This window comes from Pantoea agglomerans NBRC 102470, from assembly GCF_001598475.1.
In the GTDB taxonomy this organism is placed as follows: Bacteria; Pseudomonadota; Gammaproteobacteria; order Enterobacterales; family Enterobacteriaceae; genus Pantoea; species Pantoea agglomerans.
Map to the genome: position 1 here is coordinate 13,309 of NZ_BCZA01000018.1, position 18,539 is coordinate 31,847.

An 18,539-nucleotide genomic window follows, 5' to 3' on the forward strand; every position below is an offset into this window, starting at 1 on the left:
CTCACAGTATCACATCGAAAAAAATAGCGCTCCGCTCATCTCAGGATGAATCACAGATTAATAAAGCCGTCTTAATGTATTCTTAATATTTTTCGTTATTAATGTCCTGCCCTTGCAATAATCATTACACTTTGGTGATTCTCAGGTGACAGTCAGTTAATATCTGTCAGATTATCTGTGCCTGTAAGGTAAAAACAGTGCTAAAAAAAGTGAATAGGATCGCGGTTTCAGGCGTTAACGTTGGGTCTGCCTAAAAAAGAGAAAATAGTGATGATGCGTGCCGCCTGTTTATGCACTCTGTTAGCCCTGCTCAGCCCGGTGCTTTACGCCGCGCCGGTAACCTATGCCATTACCCCCGATAAAACGTCGATAGGCCTTTCATGGCGCGCCTTTGGTCACCAATTTTCGCAGGCCAGACTGCAGGGTGTGACCGGTACGGTGACACTCAATCCTGATGAAGACCGTGACGATCATATTGAAGTGACTATTCCGGTAGGGACGCTGGTGGCCTCGAACAGCCTGTTAACCTGGCAACTGAAAAGTAACCTGTTTTTTGATGCAGAGCGTTACCCAAACATTCACTTTGTCAGTAGTCGCGTGGCCTCACTGGGTGGCGGCAATTATCGTATTTTTGGTGTGCTGACGGTTAAAAATGTCAGCCGGCCAGTCGTGATGCTGGCCTCGCTGGACAGCGGAAAGACAATTGATCCGGCTTCAGGTTCGCTGGCGCTACATGCCTCCACCGCCATCTCCCGCTCAGCCTTCGGAATGGATCGGCTGGTCGGGGTGGTTGATGATCGCGTCAACATTGCGCTGGCCATTGCCGCGCAGGGCAGAAAGCCGCTGTAGCGGTAACCGCTGAAGGGTCCGATTAACTGAGTGCTGTCTGCAATGTTTCCGCTGTGGCAGCCAGTTGAGCCGGTGGGTTGCGGCCAATCAGCACATATTGATAGCCGTCACGCTTCCACCATGCCAGTTGCATGCCATGGCGCTTTTCATGGGCGATGGGATTCGCGCTGTCCGGCTCAGGCGAGATACAGAGCGCCATCGGGCCATAATCAGCATGCAGCCAGGCGATTTGTGCAATCGACGTCCGTTCGTAGCGCAGGATCCGCACCATTTTTAGTTCAGCCCCTGGCAGGCTGAGTTGCTGAGGATGCAGCTGCAATCCTAAATCGAGTCGGGTACGGTCCAGCCCCCTTTGCAGCATGGCGGCGTCATCAGGCGTATCGGCCAGCGTTTCAGCACTGTAGAGCGACATATAACGCGCCTCCAGATCGCGGATATTCTGGCTTTCATCTTTCTCATCATCTTCCGGTCTTGCCAGGAAACCGATGCCACTGCCCACCAGCAAAAAGCTGACAGACGCAGCAATCAGTGCCCGACGGCTGTAGCCTTTGGCTGGCATTGACTCTGGTGCCGTGATGGCTGCCAGTTGCTGTGCCATTCTGGCCTGCGGTGCCTGTTCCAGCAGCGGCGCAAAAGCCTGTTCAAAATCGAGATTACTTTGCTGTAAATGCTCAACCCGTGCCGCCAGTTCGGGATCCCCTGCCATCGCCTGCTCAAACTGCACGGCTTCCTGTGGCGTCATCTCACCATCCAGCCAGGCAACGATTGCCTCATCGCGCCACGGTGGCGTAAAAGTTTCCCTGTTCATCTCCGTTTCTCCTGCGGTGCGGGCGAGGTCGCCGGCTGTCTGGCCAGCGTGGCACGTGCGGCGGCCAGACGGCTCATAATCGTGCCAATCGGAACCGAGAGCGTCTCTGCCGCCTCCTGATAGGTCAGACCTTCGACATACACCAGAAACAGCGCATTACGCTGGGCCTCGGGTAAAGCGTTAACCTGTAGCATAATGCGCTGGAAATGGCGGTTGTCGTCGCTGTTGGTGTGGTTGTCTGCGGCCAGCAGCGCATCGGGATCCACGAATCCCTGTCCCTGCCGGACCTTTCGCGCCCGTAAATCACTGGCCCAGATGGAGTGAAGGATCGAAAAAAGCCATCGATCAATGCGTGTGCCCGGCGTGAACTGCGCGCTGCGTTCCAGCGCGCGTACGCAGGTTGACTGCACCAGCTCTTCTGCCATGTCACGGTTGTGTGACAGCACATAGCCGTAACGCCAGAGCCGCGTCAGATGTTCCGCAAGGTGCTGACGGATGTCACTGTGAGTGATTTTTCGCTCCTCCCTGCCGCATCAGACCTCGGGGTGGCCATTGATCGCGGCCTGCAGATCGCGATATTCCTCGCAGTCTGTGCCACAAATCCCGGCAATGGTTTTTAACTGTTCGCGCGCCAGATCCGGACGCCCTTTGATCATCCAGGCTTCGCCCAGATATTCACGCACTTTAGCGTAACGGGGATCAAGTGCAATGGCGCGCTGATAATAGCCAATGCCCTCGTCCGTGCGGCCCAGTTTACGGGTGGCGTAACCACGATAGTTCCAGGCTTCACGGGTATCCTGATTTTTCAGCGTATCCAGCAGGTTCAGCGCCGCCTGATATTCGCCCTTTTTCGCCAGATGCAAGGCATAGCGGGTTTTATCGTCGTCACTCAGCTTGCTGGTCTTCTCAGGCACACAACTTTTAGTGTGACTGTCATAGACCTGACCTTTGGGGCAGTCAGGCGTCTTTTTATCACTGTCATTGTCGCCCATCGCCATACTCAGCGGAGAGTGCAGCATCAGCAGAAGTGCCGGAACGGCAAGCAGAGAAAAACCAGAACGCGTTGTCATAATTTATCCTTATCGGGTCTGTGAGACAGGCGATAAAGCCCGCCGGATGCAGTCCGCTAGCGCGGCGCTGTACGGTAAACAGCTCAGCGCCGGTTTCTATTCGATAAAAATAAAATTATTTTTTGCCAGGGTGCCACGCTGAATCAGAACGGTAGTTTTTCCACCGCACAGAAACGCCGTTCCGCCAGGGAGATCACCGCAGCTTCCGCAATCGCCTGGGCTTTCAGTCCATCCTCAAGGCCAGGAAGATCGTCAAACTGCTCACCGTTCAGCGATCGGATAAACGCATCCAGATGAGCATAATAAGTTGGCTGCACCCGGCTGAACCAGTCGGGCAATAAGCCTGGCTGCTGAATCTGCGCACCCTGATAGCAGCTGACGCCGCGCTGTGGCTGAGAGGCTGATTCCAGCATCCCGTGCGGTCCCATCACACTGATGCGTTCATCGTAGCCATAGCCGGTGCGGCGGACATTATCGAGCTGTGCCAGCGCCCCGCCCTGCAGCCGCAATAGCAGCGTGCTGGTGTCCACGTCGTCAAATTCCCTGATCGAGGGCAGAGCCAGCGCTGCACCCATCGCAGCCACCTCTGTCACCTCCTCTTCAGTCAGCCAGCGCAACAGGTCAAAAAAGTGGATAGCCTGATCGCGCATCTGTCCTCCGGACGCCTGAAGATAGGCCAGCGGCGGCATGGCTGAGGAGCGGCAGACCATCTGAATCAGTTCCGCCGGGCCGATCCGCCCCTGGCGGAGTTGTTGCTTCAGCTGCTGATGGCTGACATCAAAACGGCGATTAAACCCTACTGTGACCGGCACGTTGTAAGGAAGAACATTAGCCACGGCAGAGCGGGCCCGCTCAAGAGAGAGATCGACCGGTTTTTCACAGTAAATAGCTTTACCGGCGCGGGCTGCGGCTTCCAGTAAGTCAGCATGTGTCGGCGTCGCGCTGGCGATCAGCACCATATCAATCTGCTCATCATTTATCGCCTCGGTGACAGACGCGGCCCGGGCACCAAAGCGGGTCGCAAAGACGGCGGCGCGCGCGGGATCCGCATCCGCAACCCATACCAACTCAACTCCGGGGTGCGCCTGAAGATTCGCGGCATGAACTTCACCAATAAAGCCACACCCCAGCAGGGCAACACGTTGCTTTTTATTCATTTTTTTGAACTCCATCATAGTCCGGCAGAAAGATGCATCTGCAGGATAACGCTGCGTTTTACACTGGCGGCACGGTGTTTTGAGGTGTTTACCTCACAGGAGATCGGCATGTCGCTGAAAGAGGTCGCCCGACGGGCAGGTGTGGGACTGGCAACCGTGGATCGGGTGCTCAATGAACGTGGCGGCGTCGCGCCGGAGACGGTTCACAGGGTGCTGCAGGCAGCACGTGAAGTCGGGCTGAAGCGGATCCTGCCGGAGGAGCATCGTCATCCTTGGCAGATAGAACTGCTGCTGAGCAGCAACGATTCGTTTTTCTTTAAGCAGCTGGCACAGGATTTTACCGAGGTCGCCTCGCATCTGGGCTATCGCCGGTTAACGCTGCGCCGCACTTTTGTCCCCGAGGCTCAGCCAGAACGACTGGCAAAGCTTATCAGGCAGGGCGGTGAGACGCGGGATGGTTTGATCGTTTTTGCCCATGAACATCCGGCGATCTATGAGGCGCTGGACCATTGCCAGGTGCGTGGCGTACCGGTGATCTCGCTGGTCACCGATTTACCCGGTGCCGCCCGGCTCTGTCATGTGGGGATCAATCAGTTGCAGGCCGGACGTACAGCCGCTCAGCTGATGGGCAAAATGCTGCATCAACCCGGTGAGGTGTTGATGGTCAGTGGGCACCGGGATTACAGTGCGCATCGTCAGCGTATTGAAGGGTTCCGTGACCTGATAACCAGTCGGTTTCCCCATCTTCAGTTACGTGAAGTTCTGGCCGCCCAGGAAAATCGCGACACCCTCAGTAAGTTGCTGGAGAAGCAGCTGGTACAGAGCGGTCATCTCCAGGGCATTTATAACACCGGGCTGGGGAATACCGAGATCGGGCAGGCGCTGGCACGACATCGTCGGCTGAATCAGTGCATCTGGATTACTCATGAGCTTTACGCCACCACCCGCACGCTGATGGCGCAGCAGAGCGTTGCGCTGACACTGGATCAAAACACCCGGCAGCATGCCCAGCTCGCGCTGCAGCTGATGCTGAATTATCTGGAGCAGAGAGAGAGACCCGATATCTACATTAACGGAAAAGTGGATTTCATCATTTATACGGCAGAAAACTGTCTGTAAAGATTGCCCGTTGTGTCATATCCACCGGTAAAGAAATATGCTTTACCTGCCGTCGATCATTGCATTCAGCACTATTTCCCGCGCGAAGCAGTGCCCGGGAAAGTGGCTCACTGGCTCAGAAGTGCATAGAAAATAGCCTGCCACAGATAATCTGATCGCAGTGACAAGCTGAAACCGCCCCTTTATGTCAGATAAAAAATCTAACTATCATCTAAATATTAAAATATAAATCTAAATACGCATTTTTTATGGTTTTAATATTCAGATGCAGAGTAATGACGTTAATATCGTATCCGACTGAACAAACAGCGAAGTGAAACGGGTGAATTAATGTGCGACAGAGGTGCGGAAACAGAGCAGGAATAACACTCGCAGTCCTGAACGGTTAGCCATTAAAAGCGTACTTTGCAGAGTTGATCAATATCAAAACCTAATGGGTTTTTATCGTCATATTCCTATTGGGTTTCACTTTCTGCCAGGTTGATGCTAAGTTCTCGTCGGTTTAAAAAAGGGCAGTATGAAGAACCGTTTCACTGATATTACGGCCACCCTGAATTTTTCCTGCGCCAGTACGGTGCCCGACTAATTAATGAGCGTATGATTTGGAAAAGTGTTTATATCCGGTGCGTACCAGAACTGAGAGAGTGCTGCACGCGGTGGTATTCGAAGTTGTCGCTAATGTGCTGGTTTTCTTTATCCTGATTATTTTTACCTCCGCAGCACCATCGCAGTCGTTGTTGCTTACATTGGTCTCATCAACTTTGGCTATGGGATGGAACTACCTGTTCAACCTGATGTTTGACAGTGTTCAGCTAAAAACAGGATTTAAAAAGAACTTGCGAGTGAGATGCCTCCATGCCGTTCTGTTTGAGGCGGGTCTGTTATTAGTGTTAATCCCCTTTGCAGCATGGTGGCTGGATATTACGCTATTCTCAGCGTTGAGACTTGAATCCGGACTGGTGCTATTTTTTCTGACCTATGCTTTTCTGTTCAATTTGTTATGGGATTGGGGAAGATCAGCAAAATCAATGAAGATATTAAATTAATGTATCATGTCATTAAAATTTACTTTCAGAAATTAACCTTTCGCTTAGCCGGCTAATGGAACTTCGCGTGCGAGTGATCGCGCCCGAATGTATCCGATGCGTAAGGAAACAAGTATATCTGGTGTCAGGAGCCGCTTACTCTCGCCTGGCAGCATTGATATAACGGCGCGTCTGCTTAAATTAAGTTCAGACTGCGTATAAGCTCATTTCACAGGTTAAATCAGCAAGAATATTATGGACAAAGTCTACTATCTGAATAAGTTAAGGAACTGCCCGTCAACCGATATTCTGGATATCGTAACAAGCTATATGCGGAAAAAACTGCCTGGTGACGACCTCTCTTCATTTGAAGGCGCTTACGATCATCGTAAAGCCGAACTAATAATGAATGAAACCTACAGTGAAGTTCCTTCAGAAGTATGGAGACTGGTGTGCTGAGGTGAAAAAAGGAGGGCAGGATCACTCATAACCCATTATCTGCTGAGGGCTGATCACCCTGCAGATCATCAATTCCTGATAATCCTGGCGCGATGCATTTTGATCTCCGTCGGGCAGAATCGGTGAACAGATAAATCAGAGCATCACCTTTAGTGCTGTGATGCTCTGTCATTCTCAACAAACGCACGACATAAAGCGCTGTAAGAAATAGTAAGACAAACCTGCCAGACCACTGTAAACCGTTTTAAATATGACGCCAAAACTGGCTTCATCTGTTGTATTCAGAAAAGCTCGTACAAATAATGCCTTCCGGACTCACACGACTACGATAATGATTATCTTTTCAGGCGATATGCTGCCAATTTAGCTCATGCTCCACCAGCACCGATCCCGGAACGGCAAATCGTGTCAGGGTGATTAAAAAGGCTGCTCAGTCGTTAAGCAAGGGTGTATTAAGCACATTCAGATGATGCAATACCATTAAATTTAAATGTTGTTCGCCCGAACAGGGAGCATGCAGGCGAACAAAACGGGAATTCATTTCAGATGGTCACGATGATACAGAGCCCACTGCTCAATCCTTTCTCCAGAGGGTAGCAGGCAATAGGTTGTTATACCTGCCGAAGATTTTTCCTGGACCTGCTGACCACCGCGATTAACGCAATATTCACTGGCTGGATTACGCATTGTTAAACGCTGCGGTTCCTTGCTGTGCGGTGTGCAGGCGATAAGTAGTGAAGCCAGTAACATCAGTGAAACTCCTGCTAACCTGTTTGTGACGGTCATAAAACCTCTCTTAACCTTATTTTTGTGAATTAAGCATTTACCCTCCAGTGGTGTGATTAAGTCTGATAGCACAACAACGACTTTATCAGGAATCCTCCTTTCTCCTGCCACATGTTAACCTCAGGGGTGACAATCATCATGTTTCCATTCTGCACTCACCACTGCGGGTAGCGATACATAATTATAGCGTGCTGCCACTAAACCCGCGCTTAACAACCTCACGCGACACATAAGCAGATAGACCTTTAATGCAGTGATTAAAAAATGAATAAAGCCAAAATTAGAATGCATGTGAAGATAATTAACAAAAACCCCATTATTACAATCGATGCATTATCTTAATTTTTAATGGAAATTCATCGCGGATACGGCATCGCCTTTAACGTTTACTTAAAACAGGCACACTTGCGATGCCTTTACATAAATCCTTTTCCCGCTGCATAATCCCGCAACATTTGTATGCGCACTGCCATTAATGGGATCAATAAAACCTACAACTTATTGGTATCGCTTAAATATCGCTGCTGCTTAACACCTGAATAACAACTCACGATTCAGGTGCCATTTAACGATCAGACTATCAATAAATTCTTAAGGAAGAGTGACTGAGATGAATAATAAATTCCCGCGAAATAAAATCGCAAAAGCATTAATGCTGGCAAGTGGGATGGGGGTTGTGCCTCTGATTAGCTATGCTGCAGTCATCGGAAGCCAGACAGGCAATGAGATCATCTTAACTGATGGCACCACGCTGATTGCCGACCAGTCATCTGGCGACGGTTATTATGGCATCCTGGTTAATGGCGCTACCGCCGCAACGGTTACCATCGGCAGCGGCAGCACAGTTCGCGTGACAGATGCTGAACGTTATGCAAAAGGGATTTTTATTGAAGCGGCAAACAGTGAATTTACTGCAGATAAGTTAACCCTCAACGTTTCCGGTAAAACAGCGGTCGGCATTGAGTTCGGCGGAAAAAATGTAACCGCCAGTTTAGGATCCGGTTCCTCGGTCACCACGGTAGCATCAGGTGATTCTTTCGCCGAGGGCGTCGTTGTCAGCAATAGTTCCTCGCTGCAGGCAAATAACCTGCAAATAAGCACCCAGGGCACTGGCGGAACGGCTCTGCGCGTCAGTGGTTACGGAAGTCACGCCAGTCTGGGCGACGACAGTAATTTACAGACGAATGGCCTTAACAGTAATGCCGTTCAGGTTGATAACCTGACCGGTGAGTCGATTAATGGCGTGGCCACGTTGAAAGCAAATGCATTGACGATCAACACCCTTGGCAATAATTCGCAGGGTATTAATATCCAGGATAATGGTTCTGTTGATCTGGGCAGTAACTCGACCATTATTACCACTGGGGATCTTTCTGCTGGCATCTGGAGCTGGGGTGAGCTGAAGGCCGATCATCTGACAATCAGTACTGCGGGTGAGACCTCTGCAGGTCTGTCAGGCCGTGACAACAGCCTGTCAAACATTGGTGCTGGTAGCGTGATCTCCTCTGATCAGACTGGCGGCATTGTGGCTATGGGCGACAATGCCATCGTTAACTTCATTGGCAGTGAAGAAGAACGCAATACGGTCTATTCAGCAGGTTTTTATGGCGTATCCGCACAGTCAACCGGCGCAACCATTAATCTGCAGAACACCGATATTATGATGAAAAATGTGGATACCATGACCCTGGGTATTTGGTCCACAAGCGGTGGCACAGTTAACGGTGATGCAGTGACCATTACCGGCCCGGAGAATGCTACAGGTGTCTACGCCATGGCTGGTGGTAAAGCGAATCTTACGGGTGATTTGACCATTGATATGAGCTCCCCGGATGGGATAGCCATGGCTACGCGATATGATGAAGGTTATACAGCAGGTGTCATCACCACCGACGGAAAAGCGCAGATCGTTGGTAGCGTTTTTTCCCGGGCCGGACTCATCGACCTCAATCTGACATCGGGTTCACTCTGGTCTGGCAGCGCCAGCAGCGATAACGTCAATAATGGCCATCTGAACGTTAATCTGACCGACAGCACCTGGAATGTATCGCGAACATCCAATGTCGATAATCTGACATTGAGTAACTCGCTGGTTGACCTCTCTGCAGCCTCGGATGACGCAACCTATTCAACATTGACTATCGCCAACCTCAGCGGCAGCGGCGACTTCGCCTTGCGCACCAATCTGGCAGGCGATGGTGCTGGCGTGAATAACATTGGCGATAAAGTTGTGGTGACAGAGAGTAGTTCCGGTGATTACGGTCTGACCATACAGAACCGCGGCAGTGCCGTCACCACTGGCAACGAAGTACTGACTGTGGTTGAAACGACTGATGGCATCGCCACCTTTAAAGGTAACGCCGACGTGGAACTTGGTGGCTATGTTTACTCGGTCAATAAGCAAGGCAACAACTGGGTACTCTCCTCACCTAAAGCACCAGAAACCCCTGAAGCAGATGATCCGGCCGTTATCCCTGCGGATGAGCCTGCCGCGAATCCTGCCAATGAGCCTGCCGCGACTCCAGCCGATAACGGTGGCACGGCGCCTGCCGGGCAAGACAACGCAACTTCCCCTATTACCAGCACGGCCAACGCAGGGGCTAACTTCCTCAACACTGGCTATCTGATGAACTATGCCGAAATGCAGACGCTGATGCAGCGTATGGGTGATGTTCGTCAGGGTAAGACAGCCGGGAATGTCTGGCTGCGCGCTATAGATGGACGGTTCAGCGGCTTTGATAATGGCAAGCTGAGCCGTTTCAGCCTGAACTACACCGGTTATCAGTTTGGGGTCGATAAACGTTTGTCCGATGAAATTCCGATCTATCTGGGCCTGTTCATGGGGGTAACTGAAGGATCGCCTCATTACCAAAATGGTAACGGCAACATCCGTTCTGAGCATTATGGCTTCTACACCACCTGGGTAAATGATGCCGGTTTCTATGTTGATGGCGTTGTGAAAGTCAACCGGCTAAGGAATCAGTTCAATGTTCACGATACACAGAATAACCAGGTATCCGGTAACGGTGTCTCTTCAGGTCTGAGCGGATCGCTTGAGGCGGGCAAAAAGTTCAGCTTCTCTGATCGGCTGGCAGGTTTTTATCTTGAACCACAACTACAGCTGACAGCAGGTCATCAGGATGGTGCTTCCGTAGGTGCGTCTAATGGTCTCAATATCACACTTTCAAGCTACAAATCACTGATGAGCCGGGCAAGCGTGCTGGCAGGGTATGAAATCAATCAGAGCAATTACAAACTCAACACCTATGTAAAAACGGGTGTAATGCGCGAGTATGCCGGGGATGCTGCTTATGCTCTGAACGGATCAAATGAACGTCTTTCCTTTAAAGGAAATGGCTGGAATAACGGCGTCGGCCTGAGTGCCCAAATCAGCAGCCATACGCTCTTCCTGGAGGCCGATATGGTAGACGGAAAACGTTTTAACCAACGTCAGGTTAATGCTGGCTACCGTTTTAGTTTTTAGAATCAACGTGCAGCAAGCGCTCGTATAACAGGAGGTGTTAATGAAAAAAACATTATGGATGCTGCTGGCCTTGATCTGCTCAGGATCCGCTTTCGCACGGCAGGAGTCCACCATCGCAGAAGCAAAAAACATGCGAGACGAACGTCATGTTACCCTTACCGGTACGATTAGTGGACGGGCTGACGATGACCACTACTGGTTACAGGACTCAACGGGTCGTATACGTATTGATGTCGACGAGGATGACGAAGACGACGACGGCTTCCTTATTGGTAAAAAGGTACGGATAACGGGTGAGGTAGATCGCGATGACGGGCATAGCGAAATCGATGTTGATCGGCTCTTCATTCTGAAATAATTCCGGACTTCTGTGTAAAAAAGCCAGCTATAGCGCTGGCTTTTTTACATTCAGGGCAGGTTTTACTTTTCGCGAAACGCTTCCTGTACGCGCAACAGAGGACGCAAGAGATATTGCAGCAGGCTCTTCTCGCCCGTACGAATATCAACGGTGGCCGTCATACCGGGAATAACCCGTAGTTCCTGACTGCCGCTTTTCGTCAGCGTATTATTTTCCGTTAATACCATCACCCGGTAATAAGTATCATCGACGCCTGGCCTGCGGGCAGCCTTACTTTCCTCATCTTTTAGCGCGCCCGAACTGATACTTTGAACATGTCCGGTCAGGCCGCCATAAATCGAATAGTCATAGGCAGAAATTTTTACCACAGCTTCCTGACCGGGCGCCAGAAAAGCCACATCAGAGGGCCGGATACGGGTTTCCACCAGCAGCTGGTCATCCAATGGTGTCACCTCCATTATTGCGGCACCAGGCTGGATCACACCGCCAAGCGTATTGATTTTAATACTGTTAACAATGCCTCGTACTGGCGTGCGAACTTCAGTACGCTCAAGCGTATCATGGCGGCCATGGGCAGTTTCCTGCAGGCTTGTCATCTCAACATCGACTTTGGACAGTTCATCGTTAGCCTCGTTACGGTAGCGGTTTTTTCGCTCGGTAATTTGCAATTCGGCATCATTCATCTGACGCTCAAGTTTCAGAACCTCAGTTTTTGACAGCAGCGATCTGGCTGAGAGCTGTCGCGCCATTTCAAGCTCTTTCTGCAGCAATGTTTTTGACTTCAGATAGCCTTCAATTGACTCATTTACCGCCCTTTTACGTAGTTTCCAGGCATCGGTTTCACGGGTAACCAGTTCAGGTACTTTCATGACCTCTGGCGGGAACACAAGCTCGCTGCCGGTCGCTTCTGCTTCAAGACGCGCGGCCTGGGCTTTCAGTGCCAGCAGGCGGTTAGCGCTTTCGCGGAAGGAGGCTTCGGCGCGCGTGGGATCGATTTTGGCCACAACCTGACCTTTTTCAACCGTATCGCCTTCATGCACCATTAACTCCTGCAAAATACCGCCCTCAAGGCTTTGCAAAACCTGTTCGCGGGAACTGGGAACAATTTTGGCTGACCCGGTTGTCACCTCTTCGATGTTGAAATTGGCGGCCCAGACGATTACCAGCACCATTAACGCCACGCTGCCCCAGGCAATAAATAGCCAGCCTTCCCAGCGATCCTGACGGGCGGCCCTCACCATGTCACTGGCTGTATGTTCGGTCAGGCGCTTTTGATCAACGTTTTTATCAGGGGACAGGCTGCTCATACTGTTACCTCGCCAGATTGTGGCTGACGCTCTGTGCTTATCTCAACGCCAGCATGTTTCGCTGCGTTACGCAGCACCGATGCGGCCGGGATCTTCCCGCTGTTTAATAAACCGATAATCTCTTCACGCGGCCCATCAGCTACTTTGATGCCTTCATCCATCACAATCACCCGATCAACGTATTTCAGCACTGCCGGACGGTGGGTCACGATAATCACGGTTCGGCCTTCCATTGCCGGGATGAGCGCCTGCAGGATAGTGCGTTCCGACCCCATATCCATCCCCGATGTAGGTTCGTCCAGTAGCAGAACATCCGGATTCGACAGAATGGCGCGAGCCAGGGCTATCGCCTGCTTTTGTCCACCGGAAAAGTTTTCACCACGCTCACTGACAGGCATACCAAAACCCATGGGATGGGCCGCGACAATATCACTCACCCCGGTCATTTTTGCAGCGGCCATCAGTTCTTCGTCGCTGGCATAGGGTGCTCCCATCACCAGGTTGTCACGCAGCGAACCATACATAAAACGTGGTTCCTGATTGACCAGCGCGATACGAGTCCGTAATTCCACCGGCTCGACCTGGCCTATATCTACGCCAGCAATGGTGATCGTGCCTGTTGTGGGTGGATATAGCCCAACCAGCATGCGCAGCAGCGAAGATTTACCGCTGCCCATTTTGCCCAGTATGGCAACCCGCTCGCCCTGACAGAACCGGACATCTAGCTGCTCAACGATGGCCGGTAAATCGTCTTTATAACGTAATGAAACGCCCTGACAGACAATCCCGGTCTGGCTGCCCTGGGGAAGCTGCACATAAACCTTCTCATTATCGCGTTCAGCAGGGGCCTGCATCACTTTATTGAGGATGGCCAGCGAGGTTTTTGCCTGCTGAATACGCAATCCCAGCGCGGCAAGCGTTGCTATTGGCATTATGGCGCGCCCCATCAGGGTCATAGTGGCAATGATGCCTCCCATTGAGATATCACCATCACCGACCAGATAAGCACCCCAGACCAGCAGAATAACGGTGCCAAACTGCTGGGTCGTCTGAATGACGCTTGAGCCCATAGTGGCAAGGAACCGCGATTTCATATTCACTGCAGAGAGTTTTACGCTGGCAACATCGTGTTTAGAGGCGACCAGGTTTTCAGCACGCAGAACTTTGATGGTCTCAAGATTATCCAGTGATTCAATAACCAGACCGTAACGGTTACTGCCTATTTTCATTGACTCTTCAGCGTGGCGTTTCAAAGGGATCTGCATCAGCAGCACCATCGCCACGATGACCACTAATATCAGGATCACACACCAGACCAGTGGCCCGGCAACCAGATGGATTACAACCAGGAAGAGTAAAACAAAGGGTAAGTCAGCAACCGTCGTTAAAGCGGCTGACGTAGTAAGCTCGCGGACGCTGTCAAAGCTTTGCATGACATTGCCAAATGCACCGCTGGATTGGGCTCGACCCGACATTTTGCCGTTCAGCACGTGACGAAAAAGTTGTGCGCCCAACACCAGATCGATCTTTTTACCGGCGCGATCGGTAATCCAGGCCCGACCCAGCCGTGCAGCCAGTTCAAACAACAACGCCAGACTCACGCCGATAGCCATCGTCCAGAGTGTTACGTAGGTCTGGTTAGGCAGTACCCGGTTATAAACCGTCATGGTGAATACGGACATCGCCAGAACGAGCAGGTTAATAACGACTGACAATGCGGCGGCTTCAAAGATATAACGTTTGAATCCCCACAAAGTATTCCAGAACCAGTGCCCTTTACCGACATGGACAATGTCATCGGCACGATGATCAAGATAAGACTTAGGTCGCAGCAGCAGCAACTCGCCGCTATAGTGCTGAGCCAGGCGAGCGAAATCGACCTCAACAGGCTGGCTGCCCAGTGCGGGATCGATAATGGCGCACTTCTTTTCGCTACACTGTGTCAGCACGCAGTAGCCCGTTTCCAGACGCATGATGGCGGGGAGAACAAAGCTTTTCACATCCGTCAGGTCAATCTTCTGCCAGGCAGCACTCATGCTGCGGCTCTGCAGCGTGCGCAATGCCCAGTCATTCTGGGCGCTGATATCAGCGTCTGGTGGAAATGCAGGCATACCCACACGTAAAGCATTTAGCGTAAGCCGGACGTCAAACAGGCGCAGTGCGCTTTGCAGTGCAACCAGCAAAGTCTCCTGCGTATCTGATGGCGATCTGGATAACACTCTGTTTTCAGCATTCAGTTCAGAGCCAGCAGGCTCAAATTGTATATCAGTCACAATGGCGTCCCCTGGACAACTAATTCATTCTGGTCTGGCGGCAAAGCATGACAGCGGCCAGAAATACTCGTTTTTTACGTCAGCGTGATTAGTGCACCGCTTCGATGGTATTCGCTGGTAAAGCGTTAACCTTCTGCACCAGTTGGCTGGTTTTACCCAGTGCCGCAACGATGTTCCATTGCGCAGCCAGATACTGCATCTGCTGCTCCTGATAACTTGCGAGACTGGTGTAATAGTCGGTAGCAAACGAGATTAAATCCGTTAACGGACGCTGCCCCGCGAAGAACTGTACTTCCCCCGCTTTCCAGGTTTTCAACGCGGTTTCTGACTGTCTCTGTAATGCATTGAGCTGGCGTTCACGAAGCGGTAAGGAGACCCACAGCTGATCCAGCTGCTGTTTCAATGTCCGGAGTGTTGCATCCTGATCCGCCTCTGCGGCAATGAGTCGCTGAGTTTCAGCTTTGGCATTTGCCCTGCCAGCCCCACCATCCCAAAGATTGATATCGCTGCTCACCTGTAACGTCACCGCTTTAAACGGTTCCATTTCACCGTTGCGCTTTGGACTGTCCATACTCAGTTGCACACTCCATTTCGGCCTGTTCCACTTAGAGGCCAGATCCACTGCGGCTCTCGCCTCCTCTTTACGCTCGCGTGAGACCGCCCAGTTGGGATTTTCTTTCAGTACCTGTTGTGCCTGTGCCAGTGACGCGGGCAACAGACCCGCTTTTTTCAGATCGGGCAGGCCTCTGGTGATAACAATCTCGTGGTTCAGCAGCGAGCTGAGTTGCTGCTGCGCTTGTATATAGGTGGTGTAGCTCATTTCACGACTGGCAATCACCGAATTGAGGCGAGTCGCAACCTGATTGATCTCAGAAGCTCTGCCGCTATCAATACTGGCAATATTCTTTACCCGATTAAGCAGATCCTGCAGTGCGTTAATTTCTTTATCCAGCACAGCGACAACTGTGGCATTAGTGGCTGCAGAGGTAAAAAGAGAAAGCACCTGCTCGTTGAGATTTTCGCGCGTGACATTTACCTGAGCCTGCTGCATGGAATAAGCTGCCTGCTTTCCGGCAACGCTCGCATCAGTACGTCCGTGATCGTAAAGTAATTTACTTACAGTGATATGCGGGGAGACCGGGTTATTCTCATAACCGGGTTGACCTGAATATCCTGATGCGCTGATACCCGTGCTGACCTGAAAACCATCAGCGGCTTTTGCCTGATCGATATCATACATAGCACCGGTGCTGTTTGATAAAGCAGACTTTACCGACGGATGGTCGGCTGTCATACGAATCATTTCAATAAAGTCCGTTGCATGGGCATTTAACAGGGGATTAAAAAATAGCAATCCCGCAATTAAACCATGCAGCGAACATCTGGATTTTGTAGTAAACAAGTTTTTTTTCATAGTTAACTCAAAATAACAAATAAAGTGGGATGGCTAATTTTCTCTGTCGCTAATTCAATCCTGCGACCGGAACTGTTTTAACCGTCCGACATGTCATATGGCAACGTTAATTCTGCTAAAAAGAAATATTTAGGTTTTACATGCTGCTCACATGCCTTTATTTATTTTTTTCATCTGCGCAATCAGATCTGGGGCTCACCTGATGGGCCTGCCTTAAACAGGCCCATCAGGTGAGTTTGATGTGAAAAAAAGCTGGCGATGACCGAAGTCATCGCCAGTTCTATCAGATAACGTTTAAGCCATGCTGGATTAACAGCTTGACAGTGGTGTCATCATTATTGGTATAGACGTCATAATTAACGCCATTTTCAGTTTGTGCGGCCGAAGCCGTCCATTCTGACTTTCCAATATTAACGGTATCAGTTGCATTACTATTGTTTGAGCTTCCCACATCTCCCGTAATATGTAATGTGTTCGCTTCACCACCATTATCTTTAGTAATTTCGAGCACATCGCTGGCGCTGATAAATAATGTCTGCGCCGTGTTATTACCCAGATGGATAGCTTCAATTCCACTAATTTTGCCTGATACCGTTCCGAGTTCTAAATCGTTATTAGAATCCCAGACCAGCGTATCGTGACCTTCTCCTCCTTTCACACTGCTAAAATGAGTACTGTTAATGACGATAGTATCATCGCCCTCTTTTGCATCGACGGAATTCGCGCCGCGTGCATCCAGTACATCATTACCTGAAGTGCCATTAAGATCGTACTGAGCAGGTTGATACTCAATATGCGTCGATCCCGTTTCAGACGTCAGTCCCAGTGTCTCGTTCAGATCAACTAAGCGGCCTTTGATTGCTGAGCCATCGCCGTCGCCCACGCCCTGATCGGTCCAGGTCACGTAGAGCTGACCGCCCGCCAGGAAGGTCGCATCGACTTCAACCTGCTCACCATAGGTCAGCTGGTTGATCTGGATCTGCTGACCCACTTTATTACCCGCAGCATCAAAGTACTGTGCGTAGATACCGCTGGTACCTGCACCCGGCGCGATGTCGGTTGTTGACAGGAAAACGGCAATAAAGCTGCCGTCAGCCTGACTGACCACCCTCGCCATGTGCTGATCGCCAGCCGTCGTGGTGTTGATCAGGAACTCGCTGGTCAGCGCCGTACCGTCTGCCGCGTAGATGCGGCCCCAGACGCTGTAACCATTCTGATCCGGTCCGCTGGTATCGTTAGAGTCCCAGGTCACCACGTAGTTACCGTTTTGCAGCGCACTGACTGCGGATGACGCCTGATTGTTAGTCAGGGTCTGGTTCGCTACGAAGCTGCCTGTTACAGCATGCGTTGACGGATCATAAACTGACACACCAACATCATATCCGGTGGCTTTAATCGCATAAGTAATCGCAACCTGGCCATTTTCCAGCGTTGTAACAGATGGTAACGGCTCCCATTCAGGAATGATGGCATTTGCGTTCAGGGTCGTGGTTGCCAGCACGGTCTCCGCCGTGACCGGCGTGCCGTTTGCGTCATACTGACGGCCATAGACCGTCCAGTTGCCGTTCAGGCTCGCTTCCCAAACCACCAGATAACCGCCGTCTTCCAGCGAAGTGATCACCGGAACGCGCATTTTGCTGGCGGCGGTGCTGGAGTCCACATTGTACTCTGCGCCATTAGTCACGACGCCGTTCACGTTACCCGCACCGTCGTAGCTGTAGGTATAACCCTGACCCTTGATATGCGCACCGGAATCCGTGCTCCACACCACCTGGAAAGTGCCATCTGACAGCACGGTAACCTGCGGCGTGATCTGGTCGCCCGCTGTGGTGGTGTTCACCGTGAACTCCGCCCCGACCGGCTGGCCTTTCGCATCCAGCAGCTGGCCCTTGACGCAGCTGCCGGAGCCGTCTCCGCTCGCCGACTGCCACACCACGATGGCGCCGCCGTCCGGCAGGCTGGCTACCGACGAGACCGTCTGCGCTCCCGTGGTGGTGGTGTTCACCGTGTACTCGGAGTAGAACGCCGCATCCACGTCAATCACGATACCTTCAATGCCGGTTCAGTGTGATGCTGTCCGCCACTAAACCCGATGTCTGGTTATCCGGCACCGAGGTGTCAACGGTAAAGCTCCAGTCGCCGTCTGCCTGCGGGCCCTCATTGCCCGCCGCGTCCACCGCCGCAACCGTCAGGTCGTGGGAGGTGCCGTCCGCCATATCCTGCTCCGGCGTCCAGCTCCACTTGCCGTCCGCCTCCACCGCTGCGCTGCCGACGAGCTCGCCGTTGTCATAGATGTTGACGTGATCGATGTCGGCGGTTGCGTCGCCGGAGAAGGTCGGCCGCGCGTCGTCGGTGACCGAGCCGCTGGCAATCTCGCCGGTGATCGCACCGACGTCGTCCGTCAGGGTGATGCTGTCGATGACCAGGCCC

The 18,539-nt window shown here is 51.6% G+C and carries 16 protein-coding genes; 6 read left to right on the forward strand and 10 right to left on the reverse strand.

Annotated features, from left to right (window positions below):
• Window positions 1-270 precede the first annotated feature (270 nt).
• Window positions 271-849: a YceI family protein gene (locus tag PAG01S_RS21160; RefSeq protein WP_033774155.1), complete on the forward strand. Its 579-nt coding sequence runs from the start codon at window positions 271-273 to the stop codon at window positions 847-849.
• A gap of 22 nt (window positions 850-871) precedes the next feature.
• On the opposite strand, the gene PAG01S_RS21165 is transcribed toward PAG01S_RS21160, so the two are convergent.
• The 4 genes from PAG01S_RS21165 to PAG01S_RS21180 all read right to left on the reverse strand — a co-directional run bounded on the left by PAG01S_RS21165 (window position 872) and on the right by PAG01S_RS21180 (window position 3,884).
• Window positions 872-1,657 (reverse strand): anti-sigma factor family protein, encoded by a 786-nt coding sequence (locus PAG01S_RS21165; RefSeq protein ID WP_045139867.1) that lies wholly within the window; start codon window positions 1,655-1,657, stop codon window positions 872-874.
• Window positions 1,654-2,103, reverse strand: coding sequence for a sigma-70 family RNA polymerase sigma factor (locus tag PAG01S_RS21170; protein ID WP_010257152.1), 450 nt, complete (start codon window positions 2,101-2,103; stop codon window positions 1,654-1,656). The genes PAG01S_RS21165 and PAG01S_RS21170 overlap by 4 nt, the downstream gene beginning before the upstream one ends.
• An 87-nt stretch (window positions 2,104-2,190) precedes the next feature.
• The gene (locus PAG01S_RS21175; RefSeq protein WP_062759682.1) at window positions 2,191-2,727 is read right to left on the reverse strand and encodes a tetratricopeptide repeat protein; all 537 of its coding nucleotides are present in this window, start codon (window positions 2,725-2,727) and stop codon (window positions 2,191-2,193) included.
• 143 nt (window positions 2,728-2,870) lie between these two features.
• The gene (locus PAG01S_RS21180; protein ID WP_062759688.1) at window positions 2,871-3,884 is read right to left on the reverse strand and encodes a Gfo/Idh/MocA family oxidoreductase; all 1,014 of its coding nucleotides are present in this window, start codon (window positions 3,882-3,884) and stop codon (window positions 2,871-2,873) included.
• A gap of 108 nt (window positions 3,885-3,992) precedes the next feature.
• On the opposite strand from PAG01S_RS21180, the gene PAG01S_RS21185 reads away from it, so the two are divergent.
• The 3 genes from PAG01S_RS21185 (at window position 3,993) to PAG01S_RS21195 (ending at window position 6,487) form a co-directional block, all read left to right on the forward strand.
• Window positions 3,993-5,003 carry a LacI family DNA-binding transcriptional regulator gene (locus tag PAG01S_RS21185; protein ID WP_062759683.1) on the forward strand — a complete coding sequence of 337 codons (1,011 nt, stop codon included), beginning with the start codon at window positions 3,993-3,995 and terminating at the stop codon, window positions 5,001-5,003.
• 602 nt (window positions 5,004-5,605) lie between these two features.
• Window positions 5,606-6,049: a PACE efflux transporter gene (locus tag PAG01S_RS21190; protein ID WP_033744181.1), complete on the forward strand. Its 444-nt coding sequence runs from the start codon at window positions 5,606-5,608 to the stop codon at window positions 6,047-6,049.
• 234 nt (window positions 6,050-6,283) lie between these two features.
• Window positions 6,284-6,487 (forward strand): Hha/YmoA family nucleoid-associated regulatory protein, encoded by a 204-nt coding sequence (locus PAG01S_RS21195; RefSeq protein WP_010257166.1) that lies wholly within the window; start codon window positions 6,284-6,286, stop codon window positions 6,485-6,487.
• A gap of 537 nt (window positions 6,488-7,024) precedes the next feature.
• On the opposite strand, the gene PAG01S_RS22010 is transcribed toward PAG01S_RS21195, so the two are convergent.
• On the reverse strand, window positions 7,025-7,237 hold the full coding sequence (locus tag PAG01S_RS22010; RefSeq protein WP_223566314.1) for a putative hemolysin: 213 nt from the start codon (window positions 7,235-7,237) through the stop codon (window positions 7,025-7,027).
• Window positions 7,238-7,883: 646 nt separating this feature from the next.
• Here PAG01S_RS22010 and PAG01S_RS21200 point away from each other — a divergent pair.
• Together PAG01S_RS21200 and PAG01S_RS21205 are read left to right on the forward strand one after the other, a co-directional pair.
• Window positions 7,884-10,757, forward strand: a complete 2,874-nt coding sequence (locus PAG01S_RS21200) for an autotransporter outer membrane beta-barrel domain-containing protein (protein ID WP_062759684.1) — start codon at window positions 7,884-7,886, stop codon at window positions 10,755-10,757.
• A 40-nt stretch (window positions 10,758-10,797) separates the two neighbouring features.
• Window positions 10,798-11,115, forward strand: a complete 318-nt coding sequence (locus PAG01S_RS21205) for a NirD/YgiW/YdeI family stress tolerance protein (RefSeq protein ID WP_033760000.1) — start codon at window positions 10,798-10,800, stop codon at window positions 11,113-11,115.
• Window positions 11,116-11,177: 62 nt separating this feature from the next.
• Here PAG01S_RS21205 and PAG01S_RS21210 read toward each other — a convergent pair whose 3' ends face one another.
• The 5 genes from PAG01S_RS21210 to PAG01S_RS22355 form a co-directional block, all read right to left on the reverse strand.
• Entirely contained in the window at window positions 11,178-12,422 is a 1,245-nt protein-coding gene (locus PAG01S_RS21210) for an HlyD family type I secretion periplasmic adaptor subunit (RefSeq protein ID WP_010257175.1), read from the reverse strand.
• Window positions 12,419-14,695 (reverse strand): type I secretion system permease/ATPase, encoded by a 2,277-nt coding sequence (locus PAG01S_RS21215; RefSeq protein WP_369690942.1) that lies wholly within the window; start codon window positions 14,693-14,695, stop codon window positions 12,419-12,421. The genes PAG01S_RS21210 and PAG01S_RS21215 overlap by 4 nt, the downstream gene beginning before the upstream one ends.
• A gap of 88 nt (window positions 14,696-14,783) precedes the next feature.
• Window positions 14,784-15,998, reverse strand: coding sequence for a TolC family protein (locus PAG01S_RS21220; protein WP_071778629.1), 1,215 nt, complete (start codon window positions 15,996-15,998; stop codon window positions 14,784-14,786).
• Between the two features lie 394 nt (window positions 15,999-16,392).
• Window positions 16,393-18,153, reverse strand: coding sequence for a hypothetical protein (locus tag PAG01S_RS21225; RefSeq protein ID WP_062759686.1), 1,761 nt, complete (start codon window positions 18,151-18,153; stop codon window positions 16,393-16,395).
• 7 nt (window positions 18,154-18,160) lie between these two features.
• Window positions 18,161-18,539 (reverse strand): Ig-like domain-containing protein (locus tag PAG01S_RS22355; RefSeq protein ID WP_162268216.1); only part of this gene is annotated, 379 nt, incomplete at its 5' end.

Excerpts from the sequence above, each read along its gene's own strand:
- PAG01S_RS21160 (WP_033774155.1), top strand. The coding sequence starts at position 271 with ATGATGCGTGCCGCCTGTTTATGCACTCTGTTAGCCCTGCTCAGCCCG.
- PAG01S_RS21165 (WP_045139867.1), bottom strand. The coding sequence starts at position 1,657 with ATGAACAGGGAAACTTTTACGCCACCGTGGCGCGATGAGGCAATCGTT.
- PAG01S_RS21175 (WP_062759682.1), bottom strand. The coding sequence starts at position 2,727 with ATGACAACGCGTTCTGGTTTTTCTCTGCTTGCCGTTCCGGCACTTCTG.
- PAG01S_RS21180 (WP_062759688.1), bottom strand. The coding sequence starts at position 3,884 with ATGAATAAAAAGCAACGTGTTGCCCTGCTGGGGTGTGGCTTTATTGGT.
- PAG01S_RS21185 (WP_062759683.1), top strand. The coding sequence starts at position 3,993 with ATGTCGCTGAAAGAGGTCGCCCGACGGGCAGGTGTGGGACTGGCAACC.
- PAG01S_RS21195 (WP_010257166.1), top strand. The coding sequence starts at position 6,284 with ATGGACAAAGTCTACTATCTGAATAAGTTAAGGAACTGCCCGTCAACC.
- PAG01S_RS22010 (WP_223566314.1), bottom strand. The coding sequence starts at position 7,237 with ATGTTACTGGCTTCACTACTTATCGCCTGCACACCGCACAGCAAGGAA.
- PAG01S_RS21200 (WP_062759684.1), top strand. The coding sequence starts at position 7,884 with ATGAATAATAAATTCCCGCGAAATAAAATCGCAAAAGCATTAATGCTG.
- PAG01S_RS21205 (WP_033760000.1), top strand. The coding sequence starts at position 10,798 with ATGAAAAAAACATTATGGATGCTGCTGGCCTTGATCTGCTCAGGATCC.
- PAG01S_RS21210 (WP_010257175.1), bottom strand. The coding sequence starts at position 12,422 with ATGAGCAGCCTGTCCCCTGATAAAAACGTTGATCAAAAGCGCCTGACC.
- PAG01S_RS21220 (WP_071778629.1), bottom strand. The coding sequence starts at position 15,998 with ATGATTCGTATGACAGCCGACCATCCGTCGGTAAAGTCTGCTTTATCA.